At 65.9% G+C, this 12,936-nt stretch carries 3 protein-coding genes (1 of these 3 only partly in view); 1 reads left to right on the plus strand and 2 read right to left on the minus strand.

Going from position 1 to position 12,936, the window contains the following annotated elements; genetic code table 11:
• Together AC1M7R_RS02650 and AC1M7R_RS02655 are read right to left on the minus strand one after the other, a co-directional pair.
• A protein-coding gene (locus tag AC1M7R_RS02650; RefSeq protein WP_490610223.1) for a non-ribosomal peptide synthetase crosses the window boundary here: on the minus strand, window positions 1-10,883 show its 5' portion. It extends 1,462 nt beyond the left edge of the window; 10,883 of the gene's 12,345 nt are visible here — the first part of the coding sequence; the start codon lies at window positions 10,881-10,883; its stop codon lies beyond the left edge, outside the window.
• A gap of 221 nt (window positions 10,884-11,104) precedes the next feature.
• The gene (locus AC1M7R_RS02655) at window positions 11,105-11,839 is read right to left on the minus strand and encodes a thioesterase II family protein (RefSeq protein ID WP_072392081.1); all 735 of its coding nucleotides are present in this window, start codon (window positions 11,837-11,839) and stop codon (window positions 11,105-11,107) included.
• Window positions 11,840-12,118: 279 nt separating this feature from the next.
• Here AC1M7R_RS02655 and tam point away from each other — a divergent pair, with 279 nt between their 5' ends.
• The gene (gene tam, locus AC1M7R_RS02660; protein ID WP_072392078.1) at window positions 12,119-12,889 is read left to right on the plus strand and encodes a trans-aconitate 2-methyltransferase; all 771 of its coding nucleotides are present in this window, start codon (window positions 12,119-12,121) and stop codon (window positions 12,887-12,889) included.
• Window positions 12,890-12,936: the final 47 nt, after the last annotated feature.

A 12,936-nucleotide genomic window follows, 5' to 3' on the forward strand; every position in this document is an offset into this window, starting at 1 on the left:
GTCAAGGTCACCGCCACGGCCTGCTCGGTCAGCAGCACGCGGGCACGGCTGTCGTCGAGCATGTAGGCCACGCGCTCGGCCGGATAATCCGGGTCCAGTGGCACGTAGGCGCCGCCGGCCTTGAGCACTGCCAGCAAGGCCACCAGCAAGTGTTCGGACCGCGGCATCGCCACGCCCACCCGCACTTCCGGGCCCACGCCCAGTTCGATGAGCTTGTGGGCCAGGCGATTGGCGCGGCTGTCCAGTTCGCTGTAGCTGAGACGGTTTTCGGCGAACGTCACCGCCAGGGCATCCGGCATGGCTTCGGCCTGGCGGGCGATCGCCTGATGGACGCACAGGGTTTGCTCGAACGGAGCGTCCACCGGGTTCCAGTCGTGGGTCAGGCGTTGATGCTCATCGAAGCCGAGCATGGACAACTGCCCCAGGCAGCGCTCGCCCTGGCCGGTCATCTGTCCGAGCAACTGAGCCAGGTGCGCCGCCAGGCGCACCACGGTGTCGGCCTGGAAACTGGCGCGCTGGTAACTCATGTGCACCGACAACTGTCGATTCAGGCTCACCAGCAAGGTCAACGGATAGCTGGTCTGCTCCCGGGTGGCTGCCGGGCCGAAGCGCAGGCCTTGAGGCGCGCCCTGCTCCAGGGCCTGGGCGACCGGGTAGTTCTCGAACACCAGCAGGCTGTCGAACAGTGCGTCACCGCCCTGGCCGGCCCAGCGCTGGATGTCCAGCAATGCGGTGTGCTCGAATTCCCGCAGCGCCAGGTTCTGCCCTTGCACCGCTTGCAGCCAACTGTCCAGGGACTGTTCGGCCCGTGGGCTGGCAATGACCGGCAAGGTGTTGATGAACAGGCCGATCTGCTGCTCGATACCGGGCAAGTCCGCCGGGCGACCGGCCACCGTCGCGCCAAAGGCCACGGTGTCCTTGCCGGTGTAGCGCTGCAACAGCAACAGCCACGCCGCCTGCACCAGGGTGTTGACGGTGACTTTCGAGGCCCGGGCGAAGGTTTCCAGGCGTCGGGTCAACCCTTCGTCCAGCACTTGCACATGGTCGCCGTAACCGATGCCGGTCTCAGCCGGGCAGGCCATGGCGTCGGCCAGGCGCGTCGGAGCCTCCAGGCGCTTGAGCGCAGGCATCCAGAACGCCTGGCTGGCGGCGCCATCCTGGCGTTGCAGCCAGGCGATGTAGTCCCGATAGCGGCTGCCCTGCAAGGCGACGTGATTGCCGCTGTAGCGTTGCAGCACCTCGCCGAGCAACTGCGAGTTGCTCCAGCCATCCATCAGGATGTGGTGATGGGTATAGATCAGGTGGTAGCGCTGCTCATCGAGACGCGCGATGGTCAATCGCAACAGGGCCGCAGAGTCCAGGGCCAGTTGTCGGCATTCGGCATCGGCCAGCGCCAGCAAGGTTTCATCGCGCTGCGGATCGCCTTGCAGGTCATGCAGGCGGTAGGGCAGTTCCAGGTGCTTGCTGACCAGTTGCACCGGCTCCGGCAGGTCCCCCTGCCAGACGAAGCGCGTACGCAGGATGTCGTGGGCATCCACCGCCGCCTGCCAGGCCTGCCGGAAGCGCTCCGGGTCCAGCCCTTCGACGTCCAGGCGCAACTGGTTGATGTAGTCGCCGCTGGCCTCGCCATAGACGCTGTGGAACAGCATCCCCTGCTGCATCGGCGACAGTGGGTAGAGGTCGGCGATCTGCGTCATCGCCACCGGCAGCCCGTCCAGTTGCCATTGGCTCAGGCTGGCCAGGGGGAAGTCCGACGGCGTCACGCCGCCCTGCCCGCCCTGACAGCAATGCTCGATCAGCCCTTGCAGCTCGCGGGTGTAATCGTCCGCCAGGGCCTGGATGGTGGCCGGGTCGAACACCTCGCGGCTGAAGGTCCAGCCCAGGTTCAGTTCACCGCCGAATACCTGGCCATTGAGCGCCAGGAGGTTGGACAACGGCGCTTGCGGGTCCAGCTCGTCCCCGGCCCCTTCGCTGGCCGGTACGAACAGGGCACCGTCGGCCTCGTCGAAACTGGCATCGAACTGGCCCAGGTAGTTGAAGGTCAGGCGCGGTGTCGGCAGCGCGGCCAGGATCGCCCGCGCCGAGTCATCCCCCAGTCGGGCCAGGGCACCGAATCCCATGCCCTTGTTCGGGATCGCCCGCAGTTGCTCCTTGATCTGCTTGAGGGAACTGCCCAGGTCGGCCGTCGGGGTGAGCCTGGCCGGGTACAGGCTGGTGAACCAGCCGACGGTGCGGGTCAGGTCGACATCGTCGAACAGGGCTTCACGGCCGTGGCCTTCGAGCTGGACCAGGGCGCTGTCGCTGCCGGTCCAGCGCACCATGACCCGGGCCAGAGCGGTGAGCAGCAGGTCGTTGACCTGGGTGCGATAGGCCTGGGGCGCCTCCTGCAGCAATCGACGGGTCAACGACGCGTCGAGTCGGGTGCGCACCGTCAACGCGAGACGCTCCTGCTGGCCGCCCAGGGGATTGTCCATCGGCAATTGCCCGTCGACACCCTCCAGACAGGCCTGCCAATACGCCAGTTCCTCCTGCAAGGCGGCGCTGCGCGCATAGTCCTGCAGATGCTCGGCCCACACCCGGGCCGAAGTGGTTTTCGCCGGCAGCCGCACCTGTTGGCCGGTGGACAACTGGCGATAGGCGTCTTGCAGGTCTTCGAAGAGGATGCGCCAGGACACACCGTCCACCACCAAATGGTGGATCACCAGCAACAGCCGCTGGCTGCCATCGGCCAGATTGGCCAGCACGGCCCGCAACAACGGGCCGTCCTGCAGGTCGAGGCTGCGCTGTGCCTGGTTGGCGATGTCGTGCAATGCATCGGCATCCGGCGCATCCACGACCCAGAGCAGGTCAGCGCAAGGGCTGGCCGGCGAGCGGTAATGTGCCGTCCATCCCGCCTGCCCGGGGGTGAAACTCAAGCGCAGGCCATCGTGATGCACCCGCAGCGCGTCCAGGGCCTGCTCCAGCAACCGGGGATCGAGGCTTTCTGTGGGCTTGAGCATCACCGCCTGGTTCCAGTGCTGACGCTCGGGGATCGCCTGTTCGAAGAACAGCCGTTGTACCGGCAACAGCGGCAGTTCGCCGACCACCGGTCCCTGATCGATGACCGGGCCAGCCTGGCCCGAGCGCGCCACGCTCGCCAGCGCCTCGATGGTCTGGTGCTGGAACAGATCCTTCGGGGTGAAGTGGATGCCGGCCTGACGGGCGCGGCTGACCACCTGGATCGAGACGATGGAATCGCCCCCCAGTTCGAAGAAGTTATCCCGCAGCCCTACCTGCCCGAGCTTGAGCACATCCTGCCAGATGGACGCCAGGTGTTGTTCCAGGGTGCTGCGCGGCGCTACGTAATCCTGCTGCAATTGGCTGACGTCAGGCTTGGGCAGGTTCTTGCGGTCAAGCTTGCCGTTGGGCGTCAGTGGCAAGCGCTCCAGCAGTAGCAGATAGGCCGGGACCATGTGCGCCGGCAAGGTGGCCTGGAGCTGCTCGCGCAGTTGCTCGGCGAACGCCGGGCGCCGGGCCGCGGACTCATCGGCCACGACATAGGCCACCAGGCGCTTGCCGCTGCCGGCGGTGCCTTCCTGGGCCACCACCACGGCTTCGCGCACGCCGTCCAGGGCTTGCAGGCTGGCTTCGACTTCGCCCAGCTCGATGCGGAACCCGCGAATCTTCACCTGGTTGTCGATGCGGTCCAGGTAATCGAAGGTGCCGTCGGCGCGCTGGCGCACCAGGTCACCGGTGCGGTAGAGCAAGCCGCCGCTGCTGAACGGATCGGCGACGAAGCGCTCGGCCGTGAGCCCCGGGCGATTCAGGTAACCCCGGGCCAGGCCCGTGCCGCCCAGGTACAGCTCACCGGCCATGCCCTGGGGCAGCAGGTTGAGGTCGGCGTCCAGCACATAGGCACTGCGATCACCGATGCGGCTGCCGATCGGCGCATAGGCCGCACCGCAGGCCACGTCGCGGCCGGCCTTCCAGATCAGCGGCGTGACCACGGTTTCGGTGGGGCCGTAGCCATTGATGATGAAGTCCGGGTCTAGGGCGCGCTTGACCCGTTCGAAACTGGCGTTGGGCACCGCATCGCCGCCGAAGCAGTAGATCCGCACTGTCGGCGGGTTGCCCTCGCGCTCGGCATGCTCGGCCAGTTGTTGCAGGTACACCGGCGGAAACGCCACCACGGTCACGCCGTGTTCGCGCATCGCGTGATAGGTCTGCTCCGGCGTCCACAGGCTGTCGTCGCGAATCAGCAGCGAAGCGCCATGGGTCAGGCTGGTGAGCCAGCGCTCATGGGCGCCGTCGAAGGCGAAGGACATGAAGTGGAATTCGCAATCGCTGTCACGCATTTCATAGCGCTCGCCGATGGCCTGGCAATGCATCGCCAGCGGGCCATGGGCCACGCTCACGCCCTTGGGGTTACCGGTGGAACCGGAGGTGTAGATCACGTAGGCCAGGTTCTGCGGATCGACCTGGACATCGGGCGCATCGAGGGGTTGCTGACGCAGGTCCAGGCTGTCGAGTTCCAGCACCTGGGCGGCCCCCTCAAGCGGCAGCTGCGCCGACACCCGCGAATCGGTCAGCAACAGCGCCAGCCCCGAATCCTCGATCAGGTATGCCAGGCGTTCGCGGGGGTAGCTGGTATCCAGCGGCACGTAGGCGGCGCCGGCCTTGAGCACCGCCAGCAACGCGACGATCACCCCTTCGCTGCGCGGCAGGGCCACGCCGACGAGGGTTTCCGGGCCGACGCCGCGGGCGATCAGGGCATGGGCCAGTTGATTGGCTCGACGGTCGATGTCGCCATAGCTGAACCGTTGCCCGTTGAAGATCGCCGCCGTGGCGTGGGGCTTCAGCGCCGCCAAGCGGGCGATGCGCTGATGCACGGCGATGTCGGTCGGGTATGGCTGCCGATGGTTGGCGGCCTGTTGCCGGGCCTGTTCCCCGGCGTCCACCAGGGCGATCTGTCCCAGGTTGCGGGTCGCCGATTCGGCGAAGGTTTCCAACAGGTGCATCAGGTGACGACTGATCTGGTCGATGGTCGCCGGGCTGAAATGCGCCTGGTCGAAGCTGTAGTGCAGCGCCAGGGTCTGGCCGAGGGTCACGGCGACGCTCAGTGGGTAATGGGTCTGCTCCAGGTGAGCGACCTCGCCGAACACCAGCCCTTGTCCGGCGCCGTCCTGCAGGGCCTGGGCAACCGGATAGTTTTCGAACACCAGGATGTTGTCGAACAGCGCCTCGCCGCCTTGCCCGGCCCAGCGCTGGATATCCGCCAGCGGCGTGTGCTCGAACTCCCGCAGGCCCAGGTTCTGCGCCTGTACCGCTTGCAGCCAGGCCCCGACGGATTGATCCGGACGCGGCGCGGCGATCACCGGCAGGGTGTTGATGAACAACCCGACCTGTTGCTCGATGCCCGGCAGATCCGCCGGACGCCCGGCCACGGTGGCACCGAAGGCCACGCTGTCGTGGCCGGTGTAGCGTTGCAGCAGCAACAGCCACGCCGCTTGCACCAAGGTGTTGAGGGTGACTTTCTGCTGGCGGACAAAGCGCTCCAGCACCTGGGTGCGCGGGGCATCGAGGGTCTGGAACAGGTCGCCGTGCCCGCGCTGGCTGTCGCTGCCAGAGGTGGCCCGGGCCAGTCGGGTCGGTTCTTGCAGGGTGGCCAGTTGCGCCGTCCAGTAGTCCTTGCCGAGTTGCTCGTCCTGACGCTGCAGCCAGGCGATGTAGTCGCGGTATCGCCCTGTGACGCTGGCCGAGGCGTGGCCGTTGTAGCGTTGCATCACTTCGCCGAGCAGCTGCGCATTGCTCCAGCCGTCCATCAGAATGTGGTGATGGGTGTAGATGAAATGCCATTGCCCGGCACCGGTCTGCACCAGCACCAGCCGTAACAGCGGTGCCTGGCTCAGGTCGAAGCCTTTGGCCCGCTCGTCTTCGGCCAGCGCGGCAAGGGCCTGCGCCTGGTCGGCACGCTCACGCCAGTCCAGCACGGTGAACGGCACCGGCAGGTGCCTGTGGACGATTTGCAACGGCTGCTGCAGGTCGCCCTGCCAGACGAAGCCGCTGCGCAGGATGTCCTGGGCATCAATGCACGCCTGCCATGCCGCGCGGAAGCGCTCCACCTCCAGGCCTTGCACATCCACCCGCAGCTGGTTGACGTATTCGCCCGCGGCCTGCTCGTAGAGGGTGTGGAACAGCAGCCCCTGCTGCATCGGCGACAGCGGGTACAGGTCGTCGAGCTGGCCGGTCGGCACGGGCAGCCCATCGAGCTGCGCCTGGGTGATGCGGGCCATGGGGAAATCCGAGGGCGTGGCTTGCGGCACGGCCAGGTTGGCACAATGTTCGATCAGCGTCGTGAGTTCGAGGGCGTATCGATCCACCAGTCGCTGCACGGTGGCGCTGTCGAACATCTCACGGCTGTACCCCCAGCTCATGGTCAGCTCGCCGCCGTACACCTGCCCTTCCACGGTCAACCAGTTGGCCAGGGGCGCCGTGGGGTCCTGGGCGATGCCACTGCCTTCGCTGGACGGCTCGAACAGCGCCGATTCGTCGAACTGTCGGTCGAACTGGCCCAGGTAATTGAACGTGATGCGCGCCGGTGGCAGGTCCGCCAGCTCGGCTCGCACCTGGGGCGCAGCCAGATGGCGCAACACGCCATAGCCCAGGCCCTTGTCGGGAACGCTGCGCAATTGTTCCTTGATCGCCTTGATGGAAGCGCCGAGGTCGTCGGCGGCGGTCAGGTTCACGGCGAACAGACTCGTGAACCAACCGACCGTCCGGGTCAGGTCGATGTCATCGAACAGGTCTTCGCGGCCATGGCCTTCCAGCTCCACCAGCGTACCCGGCTGCCCGCTCCAACCGCTGACGGTGCGAGCCAGCGCGGTCAGCAGCAGATCGTTGACCTGGGTGCGATACGCCGCTGGTGCCTGTTGCAGCAATTGCCGGGTCAGCCCGGCGTCCAGGCGCCATTGGATCCTGGCGCCATGGGCGTTTTCCAGGCTGCCTTGCGGACGCTCGCATGGCAGGTTCTGCGCGCCCTGGTGCTGGGCTTTCCAATAGGCCAACTGGTCGTCGAAACGCGACGCTTCGGCGCTCAGGCGCTCGGTCCAGCCCTGGAACGCACTGGTCTTGGCCGGCAACGTCACACCGCCACCCGCCGCCAACTGCTCGTAGGCCTGCTGCAAATCTTCCAGCAATACACGCCATGACACGCCGTCCACCACCAAATGATGGATGACCAGCGCCAGCCGCTGGCTGCCATCGGCCAGGCTGACCAGCATCGCCCGCATCAGCGGCCCATCCCGCAGGCAAAGACTGCGCTGCGCTTCGTCGCACAGCGCACCCAGTTGTTCGACCGATTGCGCATCGCGCAGCCACAGGCCAGCGCCTTGCAGCAGCGGCCCATGGTTCTGTCGCCAGCCGTCCGCTTCTTCGACGAAGCGCAGGCGCAAGGCGTCGTGGTGATTGATGACGCAGGTCAGCGCCGCGTCGAGTCGCTGCGCGTCCAAGGGCTCGCGCGGGCTGAGCAGCAACGACTGGTTCCAGTGCGCTCGGTCCTGCATCGGCTGCGCGAAGAACCGATGCTGGATCGGTCCGAGCAGGGCTTGGCCGGTGACCGGCCCCTGGTCCACGGCATTGTGATGCTCGACGCTGGCCACCAGCGCCAGGCTGCGCACGGTCTGGTGCTGGAACAGATCGCGTGGATTGAGGTGGATACCGAGCTGTCGCGCACGGCTCACCACCTGGATGGAGATGATCGAATCACCGCCCAGTTCGAAGAAATTGTCTTCCAGGCCGACCCGCTCCAGCCCCAGCACGTCCTGCCATATGCCGGCCAGCGCAATCTGCAGCGCATCCTGAGGAGCGACGAACGCTTGCTGCGGCGCGGCATCCGGTTGCGGCAGGGCCTTGCGATCCAGTTTGCCGTTGGCGGTCACGGGCAGCCTGGCCAGGGGCATCAGGTAGGTCGGGACCATGTATTCCGGCAGGCTGCCCAGCAGCCAGGCCTTGACGTCCTGTTGCCACTGCTCGGGCGGCTGGGGGTTTTCCAGCACCACATAGCCCACCAGGTGCTTGCCGTCCTGCACCAGCACCACCGCCTCGCGCACCAGCGGGTGTTGCACCAGCCGGGTCTCGATTTCACCCAGCTCGATGCGCAGGCCACGCAGCTTGACCTGATGGTCGAGGCGGCCAAGGTATTCGATCACGCCGTCGGCACGCTGGCGCACGCGGTCACCGGTACGGTACAGGCGCTCGCCGGCATGGAACGGGCACGGTACAAAGCGCTCGGCGGTCAATGCCGGGCGCCGGTGATAACCGCGCGCCAACCCCGCCCCGCCCAGGTACAACTCACCGGACACGCCCCACGGCACCGGTTTCAGCTGGGCGTCGAGCACATGGGTGCGCAGGTTGGCGATCGGCTGCCCGATCGGCACACAATCGGCGCCTTCGTCGACACACGTCCAGTGGGTCACGTCGATTGCCGCTTCGGTCGGACCGTACAGATTGTAGAGCCCGGCGTTCGGCAGCTTGGCGAAGACCTGATGCTGGGCATCCAGGGGCAAGGCTTCACCGCTGCAGACGATGCGCTTGAGCCCGGTACAGGTTTCCACGCCGGGCTCGTGGATAAACGCTTGCAGCATCGACGGCACGAAGTGCAGCGTGCTGATGCCGTGACGGTTGATGGTGTCGATCAGTTGCAGCGGGTCGCGATGGGCTCCCGGCGCGGCCATCACCAGCCGGGCGCCGGTCATCAGGGGCCAGAAGAATTCCCATACCGACACGTCGAAACTGAACGGTGTCTTCTGCAACACCGCATCGCTGCCGTCCAGGCTGTAGGCCTGTTGCATCCAGCACAGACGGTTGACCAGCGCGGCATGGCTGTTACCCGCGCCCTTGGGCCGGCCGGTGGAACCGGAGGTATAGATCACATAGGCCAGGCTCAACGGATCGACCACCACCTCGGGGCGGCGTTCGCTGTAGGCGTCGAGCCAGCCGGCCGGCTGATCGAGCAGGATCACGCTGACGTCATCGGTGGGCAGTGCCGCCGACAGCGAACCCTGGGTCAGCAGCAAGGCGATGCCACTGTCCTGGATCATGTAGGCCAGGCGCTCCTGCGGGTATTCCGGGTCCAGTGGCACATAGGCGCCGCCAGCCTTGTGGATCGCCAGCAGGCCGACAACCATTTCCACCGAGCGCTCGACACAGATCCCCACCAGGCTGTCCGCCTGTACGCCCTGCGCCATCAGCAGGTGGGCCAGTTGGTTGGCACGGGCGTCGAGCTGGGCGTAGGTCAGGCTGTGCTCGCCGCAAGACACCGCCACGGCCTGCGGAGTGCGCGCCACCTGGGCTTCGATCAGCCGATGCATGCACCGGTCGGTGGGGTAGCGCTGGGCAGTGGTGTTCCAGTCGTGCACCAGGACCTGGTGCTCGTCGGCATCGAGCAGGGGCAATTCGCCGATGCGCTGCGATGGATCGACCACCATCGCCGCCAGCAGACGCAGCCAGTGCCGCGCCATGCGCGCGATGGTCGGTGCTTCGAACAGGTCATTGGCGTAGGTCAGCGCGGCGTGCAGCTTGCCGGCCTTCTCGAAGGTGTCCAGGGTCAGGTCGAACTGGGTGGTGCGGCCCTGCCAGTCGATCATGCCCAGCTCCAGCCCGGATGCCGTGCTGATGCGGGTGACGTCGGCCACCTGCGGCTGATGGTTGTACATCACCTGGAACAGTGGCGTATGGCTGAGGCTGCGCTCCAGCTTCAAGGCTTCTACCAGGCGTTCGAACGGCAGGTCCTGATGGGCCTGGGCGCCGAGGGCGGCCTCTTTGACGGCCCGCAGAAGATCGACCACCCGTGTCTGCCCGTCGAGCTCGGTACGCAGCACCTGGGTGTTGACGAAAAAGCCGATCAGGCCTTCGATTTCATCGCGATTGCGATTGGCGATGGGCGCGCCGACACGGATATCGCACTGGCCGCTGTAGCGATGCAACAGCACATTGAACGCGCCGAGCAAGAGCATGAACAACGTCACGCCATGCTGCTGGGCTGTGCTGCGCAGCTGCTCGGCCAAGGCGCCGTCGATGGCGAATTCATGACGGCTGCCACGGTAGCTCGGCATGGCCGGACGGGAGTGATCGGTGGGCAATTCCAGTACCGGATGCTCATCCCCCAGTTGCGCCTGCCAGTATTCCAGTTGCCGTGCCTGTTCGCCCGCTTCGAGCCAGCGGCGCTGCCACAGGGCATAGTCGCTGTACTGGATCGGCAACGGTGCGAGTTGCGGTGGCTGCCCCGCTTCATGCGCGTCATAGCAGCGAATGAATTCATCGATCAGCACGTTCATCGACCAACCGTCGGAGACGATGTGATGCAAGGTCAGCAGCAATACATGCTCCTGCTCGCCAAGCTTGAGCAGCTTGACCCGCAACAGCGGCCCGACCGCCAGATCGAACGGCAGCAGCGACTGTCGTTGCGCCGCCTCGGCCACCGCACGCTCGCGCTCGGCGGTCGCCAACGCGCTGAAATCCTCTTGCTCGATCACCAGTGGCGCGGTCATGGGCACTTGCAGGAGGCTGTCGTCGGCCTGGCGCTGGAACACCGTGCGCAGGGTTTCATGACGAGCCATCAGGCTGGCGAAGGCCTGCTCCAGGGCCGACAGGCTCAACGCGCCCTTGAGCCGCACCGCGCCGGGCAGGTTGTAGGCACCGCTGTGAGGGTCCAGCTGCCAGAGAAACCACATGCGCTGCTGGGCATAGGACAAGGCCTGGCGATCTTCGGCCTCGACGCCCTGGGGGATGGGGAAGCCGCTGAACTGCACGCCCTCCTTGTCCAACGCTGCCAGGAACATCCGGCGCTTTTCCAGGGGCAACCCGATAAACCGGCGAGCAAGTTTCAAGGCGTCTTCAGCATTCATTTCTGGGTATCCGGAATCAGTGGGCACAAGGCACAAAGGCAAGTCGTCCCTATAAAACGAATGCAGACCGGAAAAATTAGCGTTTGAGAATTTGTGTCAGGAAGAGCATCCCGACGTGCAATAGACCGCCCACAGTGTGACGAGGGGATTTTCCCGCTGGGCTGCGCAGCCCAGCGGGAAAATCCCCTCGTCACAAAGCAGGTTATGGGTGCATCAGCGCGTCAGGCGCTGATCGCCAGGCCATGGCGCCGGTGATGCACGCTCAACTGATCCTTGATCAGCCGCAGCACCCGGGCCTCGTGTTCGTGGATGAAGAAGTGACCGCCGGCCAGCATGTCCACCGAAAAACTGCCCGAGGTTTCCCGGCGCCAGCCGATCAGTTGTTCGGTATTGGCTTTGTCCGTGGTGCCTCCCAGCACATGCACCGGGCAGTTGAGGGGCGGCCGGATCCTGGGCTGGAAATGCCCGCACATGAGGAAGTCCGCGCGCAGGACCGGCAACGTCAGCGCCATCAGCTCTTCGTTGGCCAACACCTCTTCGCTGGTGCCGTTGAGGGTGCGCAGTTGCTCGATCAGCTCGGCATCGGTTTTCGGCTCGGCGAAACCACGATCGTAATCGGCCCGCATCGTTGGCGCGGCAGTGCCCGAGGCAAACAGCGCCACCGGCTCGGCGCAGCCCAGCTCACGCAAGGCGTGGGCGATTTCACAAGCCAGCAGCGCCCCCAGGCTGTGACCGAACAAGGCGTAGGGCGCCTGGAGCGTCGGCAGCAGTTCCCGCGCCAGTTGCAGCGCCAACGGGCCCATGTCGGTGTGCAACGGCTCGTCGAAACGCGCCCCGCGCCCCGGCAGCTCCACCGGCCGCACCTGCAGCCACTGGGGCAACTTGCGTCGCCAGCGGTTGTAAACCATCGCGCTGGCGCCCGAGTAAGGCAGGCACAGCAAGGTCAGTTGGGTCACAGCGGTTTTCTCCGAGCGGTGGTGTATGGAAGATAACGAAGTGGCAAGGCAATGAATTAGTCGAATGCGCCGTCGACGCGCCATCTTACTATCGGCTGCCCTTATACTGGCGGGCATCCTGTCCAGGCTCTGTACGAAAAGCCTTGATACTCGTTCAGGCTGCGTTGAGAACAACCTCGCAATGCTCATGCATTCTGCGCTTGCCCGGCTGCTTTCGCCTTGCCTGACCTCGTCTCAAAACTTTCGTACAGAGCCTGGCCCACCGAAAAGGAGCCCGTCATGAGCTGGTCCGCCAAGCAATATGTCACCTTCGAACAGGAACGCACCCGTCCGGCCCGAGACCTGCTGGCCGCCATCGCGAGCATGGCGCCCCGCTCGGTGATCGACCTGGGATGCGGCCCCGGCAATTCCACCGAACTGCTGGTGCAGCAGTTCGACGGTGCGACGGTGCGGGGCCTGGACAGTTCCGCCGACATGATCGCCGCCGCTCGCCAACGCTTGCCCGACGTGGCGTTCGAAGTGGCGGACATCGGTCAATGGCAGGAGCCCGGGCCGTTCGACGTGATCTTCGCCAATGCCGTGCTGCAATGGCTGCCCGACCATGCCCGCCTGCTCCCCGCGCTGGTGGACAAACTGGCGCCCGGAGGCAGCCTGGCGGTCCAGATGCCCGATACCCTGCACCAGCCATCCCACCGCCTGATGCGCGAAATCGCCGCCAGCGGTCCCTGGGCCAGCCAACTGGCCGGGGCGGCCGATACCCGTACCGAGGTGGAAGACGCCAGCACCTACTACTCGATCCTCAAGCCCCACTGCGCCCGTGTCGATGTGTGGCGCACCACCTACCACCATCCGTTGGCCGGCGGTGCCGCCGGGGTGGTGGAATGGTTCAAGGGCAGTGGCTTGCGGCCGTTTCTCGATCCCCTGGACGAAGCCCAGCGCGCCCGATACCTGGAGCAATACCTGAAGGCGATCGAACAGGCCTACCCCGCCCTGGAAGATGGCACGGTGCTGCTGCCGTTCCCCCGGGTGTTCATGGTTGCCACGCGTTAAAACCGTGTGGCTGATTCCCGCAGGCAAATGAACCACACGGGCCACCA

It is taken from the genome of Pseudomonas sp. MS01C9, from assembly GCF_058202755.1.